This window comes from Photobacterium sp. DNB22_13_2 (assembly GCF_052873915.1).
This window is the reverse complement of record NZ_JBNNXU010000017.1, coordinates 21060-39370: the sequence shown is the minus strand read 5'-3', so window position 1 is coordinate 39370 and position 18311 is coordinate 21060. Positions and strand designations below refer to the sequence as shown.

Here is an 18311-nt window from a genome sequence, read left to right as displayed (position 1 = left end):
TGGCCCTTTTTTGCAGACCCAGCAAACCATGAGCACACTGCCACAGATTGACTACAACCCACCCAAAGATCCTTGGTTGGATATCCTGTTTCAGGACGACGATATTATTGCGGTGAACAAGCCTTCAAGCCTGCTATCGAACCCCGGACGTGATCCTGCCTTCCATGACAGTATCTACACTCGAGTAAAGGCTGAATTTCCTGATGCGCATCTCATTCATCGCCTTGATATGGCAACCTCAGGTGTCATTATCCTCGCGCTGAACAAACAGTCTGAGCGCAATATCAAAATCCAGTTCCAGGATCGCCGCACCGAAAAAGTGTACTACGCCCGTACATTTGGCAATATCGAGCAAGATAGCGGTACTGTCGATCTGCCGCTGATCTGTGACTGGCCGAACCGCCCAAAACAAAAGGTTTGCTTCGACGACGGCAAACCGTCGGTGACCCACTATCAGGTGCTCGAACGTAGCAATGACACTAGCTTGGTGCGCCTGCGCCCGATCACTGGCCGCTCACACCAACTACGTGTTCACTTGCTCGCCTTGGGTCACCCTATCCTTGGTGATGGTTTTTATGCCCATCAGGACGCCAAAGCAATGGCCCCCCGCCTGCAGCTGCACGCCGCAGAGCTGAGTTTCTTCCACCCGCGTAGTGGTGAGCCAATGCATCTGTTTGCGCCGTGTGAATTCTTTACCGAAGCACCGCAAAAGACCCTACCGGATCACTATTCCACACCATAGGGCTTGAGTTGGCCGTCAAGGATAGTGTGTACTGAATTCATTATCCTTGACCCTTGAGCCTCGTTTTCGCCATGGAACAGATTGTTTTTCTCGACCGGGATACTATTCCGGGCCACATCGCCTTGCCATCCCCAGCCTTTGAGCACCAGTGGACACAACACCCAGCCACACGTCCCGATCAGGTTATTGAGCGCCTTGCTGATGCGACTATTGCTATCACCAACAAAGTCTTTCTGGATGCCGCTATTTTGGCCCAGCTCCCCAAACTCAAGATGATCGCCATTGCCGCCACCGGCACCAACAATGTCGATCTTGCTTATTGCCACGAGCATGGCATCACCGTGTGCAATATCCGTGGCTACGCCGTCGACTCGGTTCCTGAGCACGCCATTGCCATGATGTTCGCCCTGCGCCGAAACCTGCTGGGTTACCACCGGGATATTCAGCAAGGCGTGTGGCAGGAAAAAAATCAGTTCTGTTTTTTCACCCATCCAATCAAAGATATTCGCGGGGCTACGCTGGGACTTATCGGCAGTGGTGGATTGGGGCAAGCAATGGCAACGCTCGGACAAGCATTGGGTATGAAGGTAATCTTTGCCGACAGAAAAGGAGCAAAAAGCAGCCGCGAGGGATACCAGCCTTTCGACGACGTGTTGGCGCAAGTCGATGTACTCAGCCTGCATTGCCCGCTCAATAGCGAGACACTCAACCTTATCGGCTGCGATGAGCTAAAAACGATGAAAAACAGCGCAATCTTGATCAATACAGGCCGTGGCGGTTTAGTTGACGAACAAGCCTTGGTTGATGCCTTATCAGCTGGTGATATCGCGGGCGCCGGTTGCGATGTCTTTACCGAAGAGCCAGCAACCAATGACAATCCGTTAATTGCCAACAGCCACTTGCCGAACCTGTTGCTCACACCGCATGTCGCCTGGGGTTCCGATAGTGCTATTCAAACCCTGGCCAACCAGCTTATCGATAACCTCAATGCATTTTGTGCCGGCACACCACAAAATCAAGTTTGAGAGTTCGCTCCCTGCCCTAGATAGCAAAAAGGCGAGATCATTGATCTCGCCTTCTAGGCTCTATAGCTTTCCACTCATCCAAGCGCCTTATCCCTACTTAAATCCCTTCTCCTTGCGGATCAGATCATAGGCAGCTTGTAGCTCCTGGGTTTTCTGTTTGGCAAGCTCCATCATCTCAGGCGGCAAGCCTTTGGCTGCCAGCTTATCCGGGTGGTGCTCATTCATTTGTTTGCGGTATGCCCGCTTGAGCTCCTGGGAAGTGGCGGTATCTTTCACGCCTAGCACTTCATACGCATCAGCAAGCTGATCTTTGGTCGGCGCTTGTTGGAAGCCACCCTGTTGTTGGTTGAAGCCACCTTGCTGGAAACGAAATGCCGCTTCTTGCATGTGTAGGCGCTGTTCAAGCTGTCGTTCTGAAAAGCCCAATGAGCGTGCAATAACATGCAACAGCTGGCGTTCACTCGGGTGCAAACTGCCATCCGCAAACGCAGCCTGAATCTGTAATTCAAGGAAGAACTGCAGTAAATCTGCCCGCCCCGCACAACCTACGCGTACTTTGCCAAGTATTTCTTGTAACGGGAAACCGTCCTCTTTGCCATCACGAAAGGCATTCTGAGCTTGACGGCGCGATTCGCCATGAAGCCCCATCCTGTCCATAATAGCGCTGGCAACTCGGATTTCATCCTCGGTCACTCGTCCCTTGGCTTTCGCCACATGCCCCATAACGGCAAAGCCAGCGTGGAAAAATTCGGCTTGACGCTCAGCGCTGGATGCCTGATTTCCACCAAATCCCGCAAAACTTCGCCTTTGGTAAACTATTGATCGCGCTTTATCGAACTTATGGCCCAAAAAGAGACCTAACAACAGACCAAACGGCCCGCCAAGGAGGAAGCCAAAAAATGCCCCAAGTATTTTGCCCCAAACCTGCATTCGCTACTCTCTGGTAATTTGCTAAATTTAGAAATAATTCTCATGCATTACACCCGATAGCAAAAGCCAAAAAATGAGCCAAAAGATGCCGTCGGATAGAATTTGCATTATCATAGCTGGCATTTACTGGGAAAGCTTGTCAAAACCCAGTTAACAATAACAAATGCGCTAAAAACTTTATTACAGGAACGTTTAGTTAGATGTCATCTACTTCCCGCAGCTTATTGGCGACCATGATCAGCCTGGCACTTTTTGGCCCCACGGTGGCTTACGCAAACCAAGCCGTCTCAGAGAGTGCCAACGGCGACTCTGCGGTCAGTGATGAAACTGACGAGCTGGCGATGGTCCGTGGTGTCTGTATCGCCCCAGAGCAAATGCCTGCCGATCCGAACAATGAACCGATCAAGGTTACCGCTGATCAAGCCGAGGCCCTCAACAACAAAAGTGTTACCTACAACGGTGATGTTATCGTTCGTCAAGGCAACCGAACTGTGGTCGCTGATACCGCCAACCTACAACAACCCGAAAATGTTGTCACGGCCGAAGGAAATGTCTATTTTCATGACGGTACCATTGAGGTGTATTCGGATCGCATCCAGAGCAACCTCGACACCGAAGACTCCCAAATGGAGAACGCCGTCTACAACATGACCTGTGAAGCGGGCCGTGGTGAGGCTGAGCGTGTGACCAAAAACGGCATCTCGTACTATCGCTTAAAAAATGGTACTTACACCACCTGTCCTGCGGGTGATAAAAGCTGGCAGTTCTCGGCCACCAGCATCGAGCGAGAAGCAGATTCACCCTTTGCCGATCTCTACAACGCCCGCTTCGAAGTGGCCGATGTCCCAGTTTTCTATATGCCGTACTTGCGGGTACCTGTCGGTAAAGAGCGCCTCACTGGTTTCCTATACCCGTCAGTCAGCTATGGCTCCCGCGATGGTTTTGAGCTGGAGACCCCGTTCTATTGGAACATCGCGCCCAACTATGACATGACCATCACGCCCAAGTACATGAGTAACCGAGGCCTGCAGCTCAACGCCGACTTTAGGTATTTAACCGAATTCGGCAAGGGTGAATTATCCGGTGAATATCTGGGCGATGATCAGGAAGCCTCTGACAAAGATCCGCGCTGGGGCTTCAACTGGTCCCACAATGGTATGTATAACCAACATTGGTTATTCGAAGTTGACTACAGCAAGGTTAGTGATCCGACATACTTCTCCGATATCGACTCCAGTATTGGTGAACGAGAAGACAACAACCTGCTGCAAACCGCCGAGGTGTCTTATCGTGACCGTAATTGGGATTCAACCCTTCGAGTCAGAGACTTCCAGCCTTTAACATTGGGCGTATCATCAAGCTACCGTCTGATGCCGCAGGTGGAGGCGAACTATTATTATGAAGATATGCCATACGGGTTGGACTTCTCCCTCAATAGCCATGTCAGCCGGTTTGAAAATGACGACCCAGACAAACCTACCGCGGATCGCGTTCATTTTGAGCCGACGCTCACGCTGCCTTATGCGACACCTTGGTGGTCAGTGACCAGTGAGGCCAAGCTGATGTACACCTATTACAATCAGGACTTTGATCCCAACGCCCAAGAAATCATAGATAAAGGCCTCGAACTTGAGGAAAGCGTCTCGCGCACCGTCCCGAGCATCCGTCTTCACAGTGGCTTGTATTTAGAACGGGACACGCTTATTTGGGGCGACAGCTACACCCAGAGCCTTGAACCGCAAGTCCAGTACTTATATGTCAAAGATGTTGACCAGAAAGGTATTTATGATGCTTACGACACCACTTTGATGCAAACAGATTACTATGGGCTGTTCCGTGACAAGCGCTACTCCAGCGTCGATCGTATTGCCGCTGCCAACCAGTTTACTGTCGGGGCAACATCTCGCTACTTCGATAACCAATTCAAAGAGCGTTTCAATATTGCGATAGGACAAATATTCTACCTCAATGAGTCTGGCCGAAACCTAGATAGTAATAACGAAACTAGCCCTAATTACTCGGCAACAGCACTAGAATCTGACTTCAATTACGATGACTGGTTATTTTTCCATGGCGGCGTGCAGTATGACGCCAGCAAAAAAGATCTCCAGTTTGCCAACGGTGCTGTTGAATATCGAGAGGGTGGCACTTTTAGCCAGCTCAACTATCGCTATATCTCCAAAGAGTACCTGCTGGATAACATCCTCGACGAAGACCAGTTAAACCGCTATACCGAGGACGGTATATCGCAACTTGGTTTTTCAACCGGTTTTCCTATTTACGACGGCGTGTCACTACGTGGTGATTACTACCATGACCTGACCGAGAACCAGATGCTGGAAGGGCAAATCAGCCTGAACTTCCGTACTGCTTGCTGGATGATTAGCCTCGGCTACAACGAATATCTGAAAACGCGTTCGAATGTATCGACAAGCCCTGCAGAATACGAACAGAACTTCAGTATCTCGTTTAGCCTCATAGGGCTTGGGTTGGCACCAATAGGATCGACCAACGACAATAACTCTATTGGCTACGGTCGCCCTTTCTACCTCAATAATTAATAGATGGAAGGGCCAGCCCTTCCCATCAAGAATCAACGCGCCCCGGCGCCCGATGGAAACAAACTATGAAAAATTGGAAGTCTAGTCTGCTCGGTATTGCACTATTGGGCCTTTCTGCCGGCACTATTGCCGCACCGCAACAACTTGATAGTATTGTCACGATCGTCAATGACAGCGTGATCTTACAAAGCGATGTCGATGCCATGCTGAAAACCGTGCGCATGAATGCCGCCGGTCAAAACCAGCCGCTTCCGCCGGACGATGTACTGGTTAACCAGATCATGGAAAAACTGGTGATGGAGACCCTGCAACTCCAGCAGGCCGAGCAATTCGGGATCCGTATCGACGATAACCGCCTTGATCAGGCCATCAATCAAATGGCCGCCGAGCAGCAGATGACCGTTGGCCAGTTACAACAAACGCTGGCAGCCAATGGCATCAGCTACTCAATGTTCCGCGAGCAAATGCGCCGTGATATGACCGCCAGTGAAGCCCGTACCATTCAGGTGCGCCGCCGGATCAATATCCTGCCGCAGGAAGTCGAAACCTTGGCAGGTCAACTCAGCCAGCAAGAGCAGCAGGGCGTGCGCTACAACGTCAGCCATATCCAGCTTCGTGTTGAAGAAGGAGCTACCGCGGTTGAGCGTGATGAAGTGGCCAAAGAAGCCAAGCAGATCGTCAACCAGCTAAAAGACGGTGCTGATTTTGCCAATTTGGCTTACAGCTACTCCAAAGGCCCGAAAGCCCTTCAGGGCGGTGAGTGGGGCTGGATGCGTAAGGAAGAAATGCCAACTATTTTTGCTGATCAAATCCAATCTCAAGGCACCGGTGCTATCGTCGGGCCATTCCGCAGCGGTGTCGGCTACCATATCCTAAAAATCAATCAGGTTGATGGTTTAGAGACTATCTCTGTTACCGAGGTCAATGCCCGACATATCCTGGTGAAGACATCGGTGATCCTCAGCGACGAAGGTGCACAGGAACAGCTTGAGCAAGCTCGTCGTTCCATCTTGGCTGGCGAGCGTAGCTTTGCCGATGCCGCCCAAGCCCTAAGTGCCGACCCAGGTTCTGCAGCCAACGGCGGTGAGCTAGGCTGGCAAACGCCTGATCTCTACGTGCCAGAGTTCAAGGATAAGGTGGAGACCTTGCCTGAAGGCATGATCAGCGAACCGTTCAAAACGGTTCACGGCTGGCACATTGTTGAGGTTCTTGACCGCCGCGATGTCGATCGCACCGATGCCGCAGTGAAGAACCGTGCCTATCGCATCTTGTTCAGCCGTAAATTCAACGAAGAAGCACAAGCTTGGCTGCAGGAACTGCGTGCCGGCGCTTTCATAGAACAACCGGAACGTGCTGATGACCAAGGTTAAACGTATTGCGATAACCCCAGGAGAGCCTGCAGGGATCGGCCCTGATTTGGTGCTAGCCCTTGCCCAGCAAGATTGGCCACACCAACTTGTCATTTGTGCTAACGCTCAGCTTATGGTAGAACGTGCAGCCCAACTCGATTTGCCATTGGCGATTAAGGCCTATGACTCCAGCCAACCGGCCAAGCCTCACCAGGCTGGTACCTTAGTGGTTGCCGATCTGCCTCTGGCAGCGGCTGTCGAGGCTGGCACGCTAAACGAGCTGAATGGGCATTATGTGCTAAACACCTTAGAGCGTGCAGCACAGGGCTGTATGGACGGCGAATTTGCCGCTGTGATCACAGGTCCAGTGCACAAAGGGGTGATCAACCGAGCGGGAGTATCGTTCAGCGGTCATACCGAGTTCTTTGCCCAGCAATCCAATACCGCTCAGGTAGTGATGATGCTAGCAACCGAAGGCCTACGAGTCGCACTGGTCACCACTCACATACCGTTGGCCTGTGTCTCCAAAGCCGTTACCGAAGAGCGTTTACAGCAGGTTATCCGTATCCTGCATGCTGATCTTGTCAGCAAGTTCGGCATTGCCGAACCAAAGATTTATGTCTGTGGTTTAAATCCACATGCCGGCGAAGATGGCTGCCTAGGCTCCGAGGAGATCGATGTGATCAGCCCGGCGCTGGAGCAGCTCCGCCAACAGGAAGGAATGGATCTGATTGGCCCACTACCAGCAGATACCATCTTCCAGGAAAAATATCTGGCCGATGCCGACACGGTACTGGCCATGTATCACGATCAAGGGCTGCCAGTGCTGAAATTCAAAGGCTTTGGTAAATCTGTCAACATTACGTTAGGCCTGCCCTTCATCAGAACCTCAGTAGATCATGGTACCGCACTGGAACTTGCCGGTACCGGACAGGCGGACACCGGTAGCCTTTGGACAGCGCTATCGCACGCCCTTGAATTGGTAGAAAAGCAAACATGAGCAGCGATCAGGTCCACCTAGGCCACCGCGCGCGTAAGCGCTTTGGTCAGAACTTCTTGAATGACCCATACATCATTGACGGTATCGTATCGTCAATTAACCCTCGTCCAGGCCAGAACCTAGTAGAAATCGGCCCGGGTCTGGGTGCGATCACCGAGCCTGTCGGCAAAATGGTCGATAAGTTCACTGTTATCGAACTTGACCGTGATCTGGCCGAGCGCCTGCGCAACCATCCGGATCTTGGTGACAAACTAACGATCCATGAAGGCGATGCAATGCGCTTTGACTTCACTCAGCTGATCAAAGAAAACAACAAGCTACGCATTTTCGGTAACTTGCCATATAACATTTCAACGCCGTTGATGTTCCACCTTTTCTCTTTCCATGAACATATTGAAGATATGCATTTCATGCTACAGAAAGAGGTGGTTAACCGCTTGGCAGCCGGCCCTGGCAGCAAAGCGTATGGTCGCCTGACCGTAATGGCCCAGTACTACTCTCGAGTAATGCCTGTACTGGAAGTACCGCCAGAGTCGTTTGTACCAGCACCAAAGGTTGACTCTGCCGTTGTGCGAATTACACCCTATGAAACTCTGCCATATCCATGTACTAACCTTAAATGGTTGGATCGTGTTTGCCGCGAAGGTTTCAACCAACGCCGCAAGACTATTCGCAACTGTTTCAAGGCACTGTTGACTGTCGAGCAGTTGGAAGCACTGGGGATCAACCCTGGTCTGCGCCCAGAAAACCTGACGCTTGAACAGTTTGTCGATATGGCTAACTGGCTGGATGCAAATCACAACCAATAAATGTGCAGGCGCCAGTGACATTGATCTCGCTACCGGGATCTTGACGTAGACCCGGTAGCTTGCCAAGAAAGGATGCATAACAATGACAACGAACATGACGCCAACCATCCGATGCCGGGTAGTGACCCACTACATCGAAGAGCAATCCGAACCCGACAATCAACGCTATGTTTTTTCCTACACCATCACCATTGTCAATTTAGGTGTCGGCGAAGCCCAACTGCTCAGCAGACGTTGGCTGATCACCGATGCCAACGGTAAGAAGCTGGTGATTGAAGGAGAAGGGGTGGTCGGTGAACAGCCAACTATTGCGGCCAATGAAGAATACACCTATACCAGCGGCACTATCATTGAGACACCACTCGGGGTCATGGAAGGACATTACGTCATGGTCAATGCAAATGGTGACGAGTTTGTCGCAGAAGTTTCACCATTCCGCCTGTCGATGCCTAATATTCTCCACTAAAGGATCACTATGTCGACCTATCTTGTTGGCGATATCCAAGGTTGCCTTGATGACTTGCGTCAATTGCTCGATACTGCCGGTTTCGATCCGCAACACGATGAACTTTGGCTAACCGGCGATCTGGTCGCCCGCGGTCCTCTCTCGCTTGAAACACTGCGCTTTGTCAAAAGCCTCGGCAAGCAGGCAACAACGGTATTGGGTAACCACGACCTCCACTTACTCGCCGTCGCCGAAGGTATTGCCAAAAGCAAAACCAAAGACAAGCTTCAGCCTATCTTTGATGCACCAGACCGAGATGAATTGCTACACTGGCTACGCCAGCAGCCATTACTGGCTGAGCACCCGACGCTTCCCTTTGTCATGACCCATGCCGGTATTCCTGCCCAATGGAACCTCCAACAGGCCCGAAAGCAAGCCAGAGAGGTTGAGCAGGTACTACAAGGGGATAACCACCTCTGGTTATTGAAAAATATGTATGGCAATGGTCCTGATTGCTGGTCTCCGGATTTGCAAGGTATCGAGCGCTATCGCTATACCATCAATGTTTTTACCCGTATGCGTTTCTGCTACCCGGATGGCCGGCTCGATATGGCGTGTAAAGTCTCCCCCAAAGAAGCGGCTAGCGAGCAGCTAGTGCCATGGTTCACCCTAGCACGTCCAGAAATCGGCAAGAAGATGATCTTCGGCCACTGGGCAGCTCTGATGGGGTATGAAGACGATCAGGTGATAGGCCTCGATACAGGCTGCGTATGGGGCAATAGCATGACCCTGCTGCGCTGGGAAGACGGTGCGCGCTTCGAGCAAGCCTGCCCGGTACATGCCTGATAGGCACTTCCCTTTACGTCCATAATAAAAAGGCTTGCCAATTGGCAAGCCTTTTTAATCCGAACGCTATTGAGTCGATTAGCGCTCCAAAATCACAAACCGCATATCATGGGCATTTTTCTCGTCTGCCGTATACGATTCGCAGTGCACTTCCTGCCAGTTTTCTCCCCACTCAGGGAATTGGGTATCGCCCTCAACATCCAAGTCAATGAAGGTCAGATACAGACGATCAGCATCGACCAGACACGCAGCATAGATACTCCCGCCGCCGATCACCATCAATTCATCGACATCACCGGCAGCTTGTTTGGCCGCATTGATATCAGCAACCACAGTGACCCCTTCGACTTGATAATCAGCATTGCGGCTGATCACGATATTGTGCCGGCCCGGCAAGGGGCGGCCAATGGACTCAAAGGTTTTCCGTCCCATTACAACCGGTTTACCCATTGTCACTTTCTTGAACCAGGCAAAATCGGCAGGCAAGTGCCATGGCATGGCGTTATCTTTACCGATGATCCGCGCCTTAGCCATCGCGGCAACCATACTGATCTTCATATTCTCTCCTCTATTCCTGTTGGCAAGAGTTATACCACAGGACGACGGCGATAAAATAGCAAGCCAGGCATCGCAAGGCCGATTGCGAGAGACGCTACGATAAATACCGCCTTGAGCATGTTTTCCACCAGCAATCCCAACAACTCGGGCGTAAATCCGCGGTGGTTGATTTCCACCAAGGCAATCATCGCTTTGAAGGCAAACACACCGGGGACCATAGGGATCATTGCGGCAACGGTAAACACCTTGGGGTGAGCCAGAAAACGGTGTGACCAGTGAACCCCGATCATCCCGACCAGCGTCGCTGCACACAAGGTTGCCCACTCAATCGACAGCCCCCAATGCATTAAGGCAAAACGGCAACCATGGCCCAGCGCACCGCCAATGGCACAATACTTCAGTGCCTTCGGCGGCACATTAAACACCAGCGCGAAGCCGACTGCAGGAATCATAGCAAAGAACATATCATTGAGCAGAGCGAACAAAAATGTGGTAGAAATCATCACAGCCACCCCCATACACCCAGCACATTCATTGCAGCGACTATCCCCATACTGGTCGACAAGGTCAGCAAACTGGCCATAGTCCAGCGGGCGATCCCCATATTGGAATACCCCTTTACCATGTCTGAAATTGCGTTAATGAGCGGGAACCCCGGCACCAGCATCAAAACCGATGAGGCCATAGCTAAAAACGGGGCTTCACCGATTTGATACACTTGCCCAAACCCGGATATTAAGGTGGTCACAAAGGCGGTTACACCGAAGTTGAGCAGTGGGTTGAAATGGCAGTGGGCGATCTCCTGCCGGACAAACATCCCCACCGCCGACGCGACGAAAGTCAAGGCGAACACCGGCCAATCACCACCCGCTAGGCGGCTGAAAGAAGCACACGATAGACCGATCATCACGATCACCAGATATCGGTTATAACGCATCGGCCGAATCTGTTCGAGCCGTTGATGTACCCCGTCGACATCCAGCATCCCTCGCTCAGCGATGATGCACACCCGTTGAATTTCGGTCACCACCTGCATGTTGATCCCGCGGTCTTGGCATCGGCGAGTGGTCGTGATGCAACGTCCATGGCTGAGGGTCGTCAGCACCATGGAACTGGCAGACAAGGAGACCTCAACACTGTCGACCCCCAAAGCTAACCCTAAGCGCCTGGCAACATCCATCACCAAAGTACTTTCCGCTCCATGTTGCAACAACCGTTGTCCCGCCAATACCGCAAGGCGAGAAATCTCCCGCTGTACTGGCTCGGTCAATGCCCCGCTTGGCTCTTCCATTGTGTCTTCTGCCTCAAATCTGTGAACTGGATGATGAATTATCATACAAACTTACAAATATCAGCTTGATTAGGCACAAAAAAACCGCCCTTGCAGGCGGTTTTTATCGTGCTGAGTAATTATTGGTTACGGCTTGTAGATGATCTCTACATCGTAGTCGTCTTCGTTCCAATCATCCCAGTCGTCATCATCATCGTCATCACTCTTCTCAGCGTTTTTAATTTGCTGTTCGTGATAATCATCCCACTTGAACTCAACTTTCTTCTCTTCAGATTCATCATCATCATCTTCAAAGTCAACAGCAGGCATTGATTCGATCTGACGCATAAGATCGTAGGTAAGCTCTTTGGTGCCCGTACGATTTAGTGCCGAGATACAATAGTAATCATCGTCCCATGCCAGAGCGTCTAAGATCTCTTCGATCTTCTCTTGCGCTTCTTCTTCTGGCATCAGGTCCGCTTTATTAAATACTAACCAACGCGGTTTATTCGTTAGCTTTTCACTGTACTGATTAAGCTCATTGATGATTGTAAATGCATTTTCGATAGGATCTGAACCATCAGCAGGTAGCAAGTCGATCATGTGCAATAGCACTCGACAGCGCTCAAGGTGCTTCAAGAAACGAATACCTAAACCAGCACCGTCAGCAGCACCTTCAATCAAACCCGGAATATCGGCAACAACAAAGCTACGATCGCTATCAACGCGAACCACACCTAGGCTTGGCACAAGTGTGGTAAACGGATAGTCAGCCACTTTGGGTTTTGCCGCTGATACAGAACGGATGAATGTTGATTTACCCGCATTTGGCAGACCAAGCATCCCCACATCAGCCAGTAGCAATAGCTCTAGTCGAAGGTGACGAACCTCGCCCTTGGTACCCATTGTTTTCTTACGCGGAGCACGGTTTACAGAAGACTTAAAACGAGTGTTCCCCAACCCATGGAAACCACCTTTCGATACCATGATCTTCATGCCGTGCTGCGTCAAATCGGCAATCACTTCACCGGTCTCTTCATCGACAGCACGGGTACCAACTGGAACGCTTAAGACCTTGTCGGCACCACGTTTACCGGTACAGTTACCACCACGACCATTTTCGCCACGTTCAGCGGCATAAAATTTTACAAAGCGATAGTCGATCAATGTATTGAGGTTTTCATCGGCCAGTAGGTAAACATCACCACCGTCACCGCCGTCACCACCGTCAGGTCCGCCTTTCGGTACATACTTTTCAGTACGGAAACTAACGGTACCATTACCACCGTCACCAGCATCGGCCCGAATCACCGCTTCATCTACAAACTTCATCTCTTTCTCCGCACTGTGGCGTTAAAACTCTTCAACCCGGATCGCTCTGTCCAAGTAGCTATTAACCTATTGTACAACCAAATGTCATGCTTATCTGACCTTTTGACACGTACAACCGCGGGCAACGCTGGTGCCCAATATTACTTTCGCTTCAGTAAGCGATGACCGATAGCACTGAACATAGCACCACCGACAACGACCATAGCTCCGGCATACCCCCATTGGTTAAGGGCTGCAGGCGCGACATAGTCAGGCCAGACCAAGCTGGCCAGATCCACAAATAGGATCGTGAACAACGGTGCTAAGGTGATCACCGCACTGACCTGCGATGCCTGCCAACGCGCCATCGCTTCAGCGAACGCCCCGTATCCCACTAACGTGTTGAGGCAGCAAAAAATCAGCATACCTAACTGACGAGGATCCATTTCCTGGATCTGGCTCGGGGTAGCAACCGGCGTCAGGATCAAAGCGCAGATCACGTAGATCATCAACAATATCTGCGGCGACGAAAACTGCCGTAGCATTCGCTTTTGGGCCAAGGCATAAACCACCCACACCATCGCAGCAGCTACCGCCAGCAACACACCGGTGGTATATGCGCTCATGCTGGTAAACAGTTCAGCCAGACGCTCATTGAAAAATAGTAGCAACCCGGTCAGAAGGGCTATCACGCCCACAACCTGATGCTTGCCTAGCGTTTCTTTAAACAACCAGACACTAGACAACAGCAGCATCATTGGCGCCAGTTGCATAATCACCTGGACAACAGCCGGGTTTAAGTACGACAACGAACTGTTGAACAACACAAAGTTACCTGCAAGCCCCAAGCTTGCCAGCAACATAAGAATGGCTCCCTGACGTCCGAGCCTGCTGAGGCTTGGCAAATTACGTCGGTAGGCTAGCCACAGGCCTAATCCAGTGGCCGCTGTCATGAATCGATACCAGACGATGGTAAAGGGATCCATCACCTCGACAGCCTGCTTCATTGCAATGGGCAGCGCTCCCCAGAATACGGCGGTCAATAACGCCAGGGACATCCCGACTAAGGGATTTTGCTGTGGCATAAAGCCTCCCATAAACAAAAAGCCCCGCCAGTAGGCAGGGCTTTATCATTCGTGTCGAGACTGAAATTATTCAGCTTCGATAGAAACGAATTTACGGTTCTTAGGACCTTTAACTTCGAACTTCACTTTACCATCAGATAGAGCGAATAGAGTGTGGTCTTTACCTAGGCCTACGTTGTTACCTGCGTGGAACTTAGTACCACGCTGACGTACGATGATGTTACCTGCTAGTACAGATTCGCCACCGAAACGCTTAACACCAAGACGTTTACTTTCTGAATCGCGGCCGTTACGAGTAGAACCGCCAGCTTTTTTGTGTGCCATCTTTAAATTCTCCTGTTATTAAGCGCTGATGCCAGTAATTTTGACTTCAGTGAACCACTGACGGTGGCCCGCTTGCTTACGAGAGTGCTTACGACGACGGAACTTAACGATTTTTACTTTATCGCCACGACCGTGTGTAACTACTTCAGCAGTTACTTTACCGCCAGCTACAAAAGGTGCGCCTACAGTTACTTCTTCGCCGTTGGCTACTAGAAGAACTGAGTCGAATTCAATGCTAGCGCCAGTTTCAGCGTCTAGTTTTTCTAAGCGTAAGGTCTGGCCTTCGCTTACACGGTGTTGTTTACCACCACTTTGGAAAACAGCGTACATGTCTTACTCCGCTTGTCCGCATAGGCCATTTGCCACGTATAATTTGGGCAATGGGTATGCGCTTAATCTTGTCATCAATAGGGCGCGAATGTTACGCGAAATCAGGGCTACTGGCAAGCGCTTGTGCAAAGAAAATTGGCGAAAAGCTGGTCAGTAATAAAAGTCATTGATTTAAACGCAATCGAGGTTATGAAGATTGCTGTCTTTTAGTGTAATATTCGATAATTAATTATATCGGTTGATGAACAAATCTTAACTATGCAACCCTTTTGAATCTGACTGTGAGCCACTTCCCATCCTGATTGGGCTGGTTTTTCAGCTTGAGTCAAAACCAGTTAAGCTACCAACCGACACGCATAACAATCCGCCGGGTGCGGCACATTATTTTGCTGGATGTACAATGGATTTCAAAGCTATCCAAGCGCTCACTGCCAATGATATGGCACAGGTCGACGCGAAGATACTGGCTCAACTGAACTCAGATGTAGCCCTCATTAATCAACTAGGTTTTTACATTGTCAGCGGCGGCGGCAAGCGCATACGCCCGATGCTTGCTGTACTGGCAGCCCGTGCTCTTGGTTATCAAGGCGAACAACATACAACTGCTGCGGCATTTGTGGAATTTATCCATACCGCAACCCTACTGCATGATGACGTCGTCGATGAATCGGATATGCGCCGTGGTAAAGCCACTGCCAATGCCATGTTCGGAAATGCGGCCAGCGTCTTGGTGGGCGATTACATCTACACCCGCTCATTCCAGATGATGACTAGCCTACGATCCTTGCGGATCCTCGATGTCATGAGCGAAGCAACCAATGTCATTGCCGAAGGGGAAGTACAGCAGTTAATGAACTGCAACGATCCCGATACCACCGAAGACAGCTACATGCAGGTGATCTACTCTAAGACTGCCCGCCTGTTCGAAGCCGCAACCCAGATTTCCGCCATCTTGGTAGAAGCGCCAGAAGAAATTGAGCGCGCCCTGCAAGACTACGGCCGCTATCTCGGCACCGCCTTCCAGCTGATTGACGATGTGCTGGATTACAATGCCGACGGTGACGAGATGGGTAAAAACGTCGGTGATGACCTGGCGGAAGGCAAGCCTACTCTTCCTCTACTTCACGCGATGCAACATGGTAATGCAGAGCAGTCGGCGATGATCCGAGAGGCGATAGAGAAGGGCAATGGCCTTGATAAGCTAGAGCCTATCCTCACGTGCATGAAACAGGCCGGTTCGCTTGACTATACTCAGCAACGAGCAGAAGAAGAGGCCGAGAAAGCGATTGCCAGCCTAGCTCCGATTGCAGACAGTGAATACAAAGACGCCTTGATTGCACTGGCCCACCTAGCGGTCCATCGCAACAAGTAACGCAATAGCCTTACATAAAAAAGCCTGCCACCCGGCAGGCTTTTTTTGATCCTATCCCAGCCAAAGGCCGTAACCGTTCATTGCAATCACTATATTCTATAGTTATATCAATAAAGGCTGGATCATTGATGATCATGACAGGAGGCCATTATGCAAGCTAAAGAACTTAAGTCTGGAATGTGGGTGGAGTACCAAAACGGGGTCGCCGAAGTTATCGACGTGGATCAAAACCACAACACCGCGATCATTGAGAGCATGAATGATCACCGTCGGATCAACATCAACTGTGATGATCTTGTCGACCAGCCTCAACTCCACATCGGCTGTGATAACTATTATTAATTACTGACGACGATCTTCCCGTCATTTCACCCCGTACAAGTAAAAAAGAAGCGGCCCCTAGGCCGCTTCTTTAAATTCTTACTCACAGATTACTTTGCTGCAAACTCTTCGCCTTTGGCGATGTCACCATGAAGCGTGTCCATCATGCCTTCCAGCGCTTCTTGCTCGAATGCACTCAGCGTACCGTAATCCATCACTTCTTCGACGCCTTCTTTGCCTAGCAAGATAGGTTGTGCGAAGAAACGTGCATGCTTGCCATCACCTTCGACATAAGCACACTCAACCTGACCTGTCTCGCCTTGCAGCGCACGAACCAGAGAAAGACCAAAGCGACAAGCCGCCTGACCCATAGAAAGAGTTGCAGAGCCACCGCCCGCTTTTGCCTCTACCACTTCGGTACCAGCATTCTGGATACGTGGTGTCAGCGCCTTAATTTCTTCTTCTGTGAACTCAACACCTTCTACCTGTGAAAGTAGCGGCAGAATTGTCACACCAGAGTGGCCGCCGATCACAGGTACACGGATCTCACCTGGGTCGACATTTTTCAGCTCCGCGACAAATGTCTCAGAGCGGATAACATCCAGTGTAGTCACACCAAACAGCTTGCGCTTGTCATAAACCCCCGCTTTTTTCAACACATCAGCTGCGATAGCAACAGTTGTGTTTACAGGGTTAGTGATAATACCCACGCACGCTTTTGGACAAACCACTGCAATTTTTTCAGCCAATGACTTCACGATACCTGCGTTCACGTTGAACAAGTCGGCACGATCCATTCCTGGTTTACGGGCAACACCCGCAGAAATAAGAACAACATCAGCACCTTCTAGTGCTGGTGTTGGATCTTCACCGGCATATCCCTTGATAGAAACAGGAGTTGGGATATGGCTCAGATCAGCCGCAACACCTGGTGTTACAGGGGCAATATCATACAAAGCCAGATCCGAACCCGCTGGCAGACGATTTTTAAGCAACAGGGCAAGAGCCTGACCGATACCACCGGCCGCACCAATTACAGCAACTTTCATGTTCGTTCTCCTTTACGATAGAAGTATATAATTTCAGACCTAATCATATGAAATCACAGTTTATTTAAAACACTGATTTCATATTACAAGCAGAACTGACGTTATAGTAACCTATAAAAAAATACAATCAGATGCCACCAGCTTTGCGATATCACGCATAGGCAAGAACAAAATGTGCTACATCCCTATAACATCCCCCCTTACATCATTGACGTTCGTATCGAGTAGAGCCTGCATATACATCAATAACTATTCACTTTTCACGGCTATAATGGTGATACATGCACCAGTTTACTTGAACACTGTTTGCTTGGATCCAAAAAGTTGTGCCAGAATACAGCACCTCGTCCCTGGACATGACATTTACTTATGCGAAATTCAGATAAACAAGAGCGCTTAGTCAAAGCGTTCAAGGCAATTCTAAAAGAAGAGAAATTCAGCTCTCAAGGCGAAATCGTCGACGCATTGAAAGCTCAGGGGTTCGACAATATCAACCAATCCAAAGTCTCTCGCATGTTGACGAAATTCGGTGCAGTGCGTACCCGTAATGCGAAGATGGAAATGGTCTACTGCCTACCAATCGAGCTTGGCGTACCTACAACAAGTAGTCCTCTCAAAGAGTTAGTGATGGAAGTTGGCTATAACAGCGCTTTAGTTGTTATCCATACCGGCCCGGGTGCAGCCCAAGTTATTGCCCGCTTGCTAGACTCTCTTGGCAAGGCTGAGGGGATCCTAGGTGTAGTTGCCGGCGACGATACCATCTTTATTACCCCAACCAATACCATCTCGACAGAAGAGCTTTACGACTCTGTCTGTGACCTGTTCGACTACAGCAAGTAATTGCTTATCTATACCACGATACTAGGTAGCAAACGATGCGTTTGACTGCCTAGTATAGTGAGAGTTCCGTCACAATAAGACAAACTTTCACCGATTCTTCACGCCTCACGCAAGCCATTGATTGCTTTAAATAATTATTCTATC

Annotated in this window: 20 protein-coding genes; 11 read left to right on the top strand and 9 right to left on the bottom strand. The window is 50.3% G+C overall.

Annotated features, from left to right (window positions below):
* Positions 1-28: 28 nt before the first annotated feature.
* On the top strand, positions 29-742 hold the full coding sequence (gene rluA, locus ACVA58_RS20565) for a bifunctional tRNA pseudouridine(32) synthase/23S rRNA pseudouridine(746) synthase RluA (RefSeq protein WP_446512242.1): 714 nt from the start codon (positions 29-31) through the stop codon (positions 740-742).
* Positions 743-813: 71 nt separating this feature from the next.
* Positions 814-1767 (top strand): D-2-hydroxyacid dehydrogenase, encoded by a 954-nt coding sequence (locus tag ACVA58_RS20560; RefSeq protein ID WP_446512241.1) that lies wholly within the window; start codon positions 814-816, stop codon positions 1765-1767.
* Between the two features lie 93 nt (positions 1768-1860).
* Here the strand turns inward: ACVA58_RS20560 and djlA are convergent, their stop codons facing one another.
* Entirely contained in the window at positions 1861-2697 is an 837-nt protein-coding gene (gene djlA, locus ACVA58_RS20555) for a co-chaperone DjlA (RefSeq protein ID WP_446512240.1), read from the bottom strand.
* Positions 2698-2897: 200 nt separating this feature from the next.
* Between djlA and lptD the strand changes: the two genes are divergently transcribed.
* The 6 genes from lptD to ACVA58_RS20525 all read left to right on the top strand — a co-directional run bounded on the left by lptD (position 2898) and on the right by ACVA58_RS20525 (position 9707).
* Positions 2898-5258 (top strand): LPS assembly protein LptD, encoded by a 2361-nt coding sequence (gene lptD, locus ACVA58_RS20550; protein ID WP_446512239.1) that lies wholly within the window; start codon positions 2898-2900, stop codon positions 5256-5258.
* Positions 5259-5323: 65 nt separating this feature from the next.
* Positions 5324-6628, top strand: a complete 1305-nt coding sequence (surA, locus tag ACVA58_RS20545) for a peptidylprolyl isomerase SurA (protein ID WP_446512238.1) — start codon at positions 5324-5326, stop codon at positions 6626-6628.
* Entirely contained in the window at positions 6615-7607 is a 993-nt protein-coding gene (gene pdxA, locus ACVA58_RS20540; protein ID WP_446512237.1) for a 4-hydroxythreonine-4-phosphate dehydrogenase PdxA, read from the top strand. The genes surA and pdxA overlap by 14 nt, the downstream gene beginning before the upstream one ends.
* Positions 7604-8416: a 16S rRNA (adenine(1518)-N(6)/adenine(1519)-N(6))-dimethyltransferase RsmA gene (gene rsmA / locus ACVA58_RS20535; RefSeq protein ID WP_446512236.1), complete on the top strand. Its 813-nt coding sequence runs from the start codon at positions 7604-7606 to the stop codon at positions 8414-8416. Before pdxA ends, rsmA begins: the two co-directional genes overlap by 4 nt.
* A gap of 82 nt (positions 8417-8498) precedes the next feature.
* A complete protein-coding gene (gene apaG / locus ACVA58_RS20530) occupies positions 8499-8882 on the top strand; it encodes a Co2+/Mg2+ efflux protein ApaG (protein ID WP_446512235.1) in 384 nt (127 codons plus the stop codon).
* A 9-nt stretch (positions 8883-8891) separates the two neighbouring features.
* A complete protein-coding gene (locus ACVA58_RS20525; protein WP_446512234.1) occupies positions 8892-9707 on the top strand; it encodes a symmetrical bis(5'-nucleosyl)-tetraphosphatase in 816 nt (271 codons plus the stop codon).
* A 78-nt stretch (positions 9708-9785) separates the two neighbouring features.
* Here ACVA58_RS20525 and folA read toward each other — a convergent pair whose 3' ends face one another.
* The 7 genes from folA to rplU form a co-directional block, all read right to left on the bottom strand.
* On the bottom strand, positions 9786-10265 hold the full coding sequence (gene folA, locus ACVA58_RS20520; RefSeq protein WP_446512233.1) for a type 3 dihydrofolate reductase: 480 nt from the start codon (positions 10263-10265) through the stop codon (positions 9786-9788).
* 29 nt (positions 10266-10294) lie between these two features.
* The gene (locus tag ACVA58_RS20515) at positions 10295-10783 is read right to left on the bottom strand and encodes a threonine/serine exporter family protein (RefSeq protein WP_446512232.1); all 489 of its coding nucleotides are present in this window, start codon (positions 10781-10783) and stop codon (positions 10295-10297) included.
* A complete protein-coding gene (locus ACVA58_RS20510) occupies positions 10768-11556 on the bottom strand; it encodes a threonine/serine ThrE exporter family protein (RefSeq protein WP_446512231.1) in 789 nt (262 codons plus the stop codon). Before ACVA58_RS20510 ends, ACVA58_RS20515 begins: the two co-directional genes overlap by 16 nt.
* Before the next feature lie 126 nt (positions 11557-11682).
* Entirely contained in the window at positions 11683-12867 is a 1185-nt protein-coding gene (cgtA, locus tag ACVA58_RS20505; RefSeq protein WP_446512230.1) for an Obg family GTPase CgtA, read from the bottom strand.
* Between the two features lie 140 nt (positions 12868-13007).
* Entirely contained in the window at positions 13008-13931 is a 924-nt protein-coding gene (locus ACVA58_RS20500) for a DMT family transporter (protein ID WP_446512229.1), read from the bottom strand.
* 66 nt (positions 13932-13997) lie between these two features.
* A complete protein-coding gene (rpmA, locus tag ACVA58_RS20495; protein ID WP_007467532.1) occupies positions 13998-14255 on the bottom strand; it encodes a 50S ribosomal protein L27 in 258 nt (85 codons plus the stop codon).
* A gap of 18 nt (positions 14256-14273) precedes the next feature.
* Positions 14274-14585 (bottom strand): 50S ribosomal protein L21, encoded by a 312-nt coding sequence (rplU, locus tag ACVA58_RS20490; RefSeq protein WP_039456406.1) that lies wholly within the window; start codon positions 14583-14585, stop codon positions 14274-14276.
* A gap of 400 nt (positions 14586-14985) precedes the next feature.
* On the opposite strand from rplU, the gene ispB reads away from it, so the two are divergent.
* Positions 14986-15957, top strand: a complete 972-nt coding sequence (gene ispB / locus ACVA58_RS20485; protein ID WP_446512228.1) for an octaprenyl diphosphate synthase — start codon at positions 14986-14988, stop codon at positions 15955-15957.
* Between the two features lie 150 nt (positions 15958-16107).
* Positions 16108-16299, top strand: coding sequence for a hypothetical protein (locus ACVA58_RS20480; RefSeq protein WP_446512227.1), 192 nt, complete (start codon positions 16108-16110; stop codon positions 16297-16299).
* An 89-nt stretch (positions 16300-16388) separates the two neighbouring features.
* Here the strand turns inward: ACVA58_RS20480 and mdh are convergent, their stop codons facing one another.
* Entirely contained in the window at positions 16389-17327 is a 939-nt protein-coding gene (gene mdh / locus ACVA58_RS20475; RefSeq protein ID WP_255045172.1) for a malate dehydrogenase, read from the bottom strand.
* Positions 17328-17696: 369 nt separating this feature from the next.
* Here mdh and argR point away from each other — a divergent pair, with 369 nt between their 5' ends.
* Positions 17697-18167 (top strand): transcriptional regulator ArgR, encoded by a 471-nt coding sequence (gene argR / locus ACVA58_RS20470; RefSeq protein ID WP_446512226.1) that lies wholly within the window; start codon positions 17697-17699, stop codon positions 18165-18167.
* Positions 18168-18311 lie beyond the last annotated feature (144 nt).

Excerpts from the sequence above, each read along its gene's own strand:
- rluA (WP_446512242.1), top strand. The coding sequence starts at position 29 with ATGAGCACACTGCCACAGATTGACTACAACCCACCCAAAGATCCTTGG.
- ACVA58_RS20560 (WP_446512241.1), top strand. The coding sequence starts at position 814 with ATGGAACAGATTGTTTTTCTCGACCGGGATACTATTCCGGGCCACATC.
- djlA (WP_446512240.1), bottom strand. The coding sequence starts at position 2,697 with ATGCAGGTTTGGGGCAAAATACTTGGGGCATTTTTTGGCTTCCTCCTT.
- lptD (WP_446512239.1), top strand. The coding sequence starts at position 2,898 with ATGTCATCTACTTCCCGCAGCTTATTGGCGACCATGATCAGCCTGGCA.
- surA (WP_446512238.1), top strand. The coding sequence starts at position 5,324 with ATGAAAAATTGGAAGTCTAGTCTGCTCGGTATTGCACTATTGGGCCTT.
- pdxA (WP_446512237.1), top strand. The coding sequence starts at position 6,615 with ATGACCAAGGTTAAACGTATTGCGATAACCCCAGGAGAGCCTGCAGGG.
- rsmA (WP_446512236.1), top strand. The coding sequence starts at position 7,604 with ATGAGCAGCGATCAGGTCCACCTAGGCCACCGCGCGCGTAAGCGCTTT.
- apaG (WP_446512235.1), top strand. The coding sequence starts at position 8,499 with ATGACAACGAACATGACGCCAACCATCCGATGCCGGGTAGTGACCCAC.
- ACVA58_RS20525 (WP_446512234.1), top strand. The coding sequence starts at position 8,892 with ATGTCGACCTATCTTGTTGGCGATATCCAAGGTTGCCTTGATGACTTG.
- folA (WP_446512233.1), bottom strand. The coding sequence starts at position 10,265 with ATGAAGATCAGTATGGTTGCCGCGATGGCTAAGGCGCGGATCATCGGT.
- ACVA58_RS20515 (WP_446512232.1), bottom strand. The coding sequence starts at position 10,783 with ATGGGGGTGGCTGTGATGATTTCTACCACATTTTTGTTCGCTCTGCTC.
- ACVA58_RS20510 (WP_446512231.1), bottom strand. The coding sequence starts at position 11,556 with ATGGAAGAGCCAAGCGGGGCATTGACCGAGCCAGTACAGCGGGAGATT.
- cgtA (WP_446512230.1), bottom strand. The coding sequence starts at position 12,867 with ATGAAGTTTGTAGATGAAGCGGTGATTCGGGCCGATGCTGGTGACGGT.
- ACVA58_RS20500 (WP_446512229.1), bottom strand. The coding sequence starts at position 13,931 with ATGCCACAGCAAAATCCCTTAGTCGGGATGTCCCTGGCGTTATTGACC.
- rpmA (WP_007467532.1), bottom strand. The coding sequence starts at position 14,255 with ATGGCACACAAAAAAGCTGGCGGTTCTACTCGTAACGGCCGCGATTCA.
- rplU (WP_039456406.1), bottom strand. The coding sequence starts at position 14,585 with ATGTACGCTGTTTTCCAAAGTGGTGGTAAACAACACCGTGTAAGCGAA.
- ispB (WP_446512228.1), top strand. The coding sequence starts at position 14,986 with ATGGATTTCAAAGCTATCCAAGCGCTCACTGCCAATGATATGGCACAG.
- ACVA58_RS20480 (WP_446512227.1), top strand. The coding sequence starts at position 16,108 with ATGCAAGCTAAAGAACTTAAGTCTGGAATGTGGGTGGAGTACCAAAAC.
- mdh (WP_255045172.1), bottom strand. The coding sequence starts at position 17,327 with ATGAAAGTTGCTGTAATTGGTGCGGCCGGTGGTATCGGTCAGGCTCTT.
- argR (WP_446512226.1), top strand. The coding sequence starts at position 17,697 with ATGCGAAATTCAGATAAACAAGAGCGCTTAGTCAAAGCGTTCAAGGCA.